Here is a 699-nt window from a genome sequence, read left to right on the forward strand (position 1 = left end):
AAACTTAGGGCATATCATTTCAAGGCTTTACATTCCGATTCTTGATCGCTCCGATCGGGATTCGTTTCCTACGAGGTAAAAATGACGTTTCATTTCCCCCTGAAAAATCGCCAGACACCTTGGGTAGCGATATTCGCTTTATTCATCGCGATGATGACCCCTATTTTTGTGCAAGCCACAGAAAGCACAGAGCCTCCTATTATCTCTGAAGCAGAAGCTTCTATAGATAGCTTGAACATCGACATTGTCGATTTATCGCAAAGCCTATCGCAAACGGCCGGTGACGAGCGTGATGCGCTTCAGCTACAACTTTTCCAAAAAAATGAAGAGTTGAGAAATCAATTAGCGTCCGCGATTGAGCGTGAGTCCATCCCTCGTGACAAGCTGATTAAGCTCGTCAAAACGCAGGAAAAGTATTCAAAAGACGCGACCGATTATCTGACGACCAAAACCAAAGAAGTCATTGAAGAGTTAAACAAAGCGAAAGACGAAGAAAAGCTCGCGCTTATTAACGACTACCGCGAGCTTCAACATTACTTGGATGTGAGCTTTGATTCGAGCTGGCAGAATTTGGCATGGCTCAAGCAATTAGGCGTACAAAATGAGCGTGCAGAAGCGGAATTGCAAGACAAGCTAGATAAGCGCATGCGTTTGCTATCGGCATCGATGGAGTATCTGCGTCAACAAGCAGAAATCATT

Annotated in this window: 1 pseudogene; it reads left to right on the top strand. The window is 44.6% G+C overall.

Annotated features, from left to right (window positions below):
- Nucleotides 1–81: 81 nt before the first annotated feature.
- A pseudogene (locus R7R78_RS26410) lies at nt 82–699 on the top strand (mechanosensitive ion channel protein MscS); the annotation flags it as partial.

Source organism: Vibrio sp. 2134-1, from assembly GCF_033339495.1.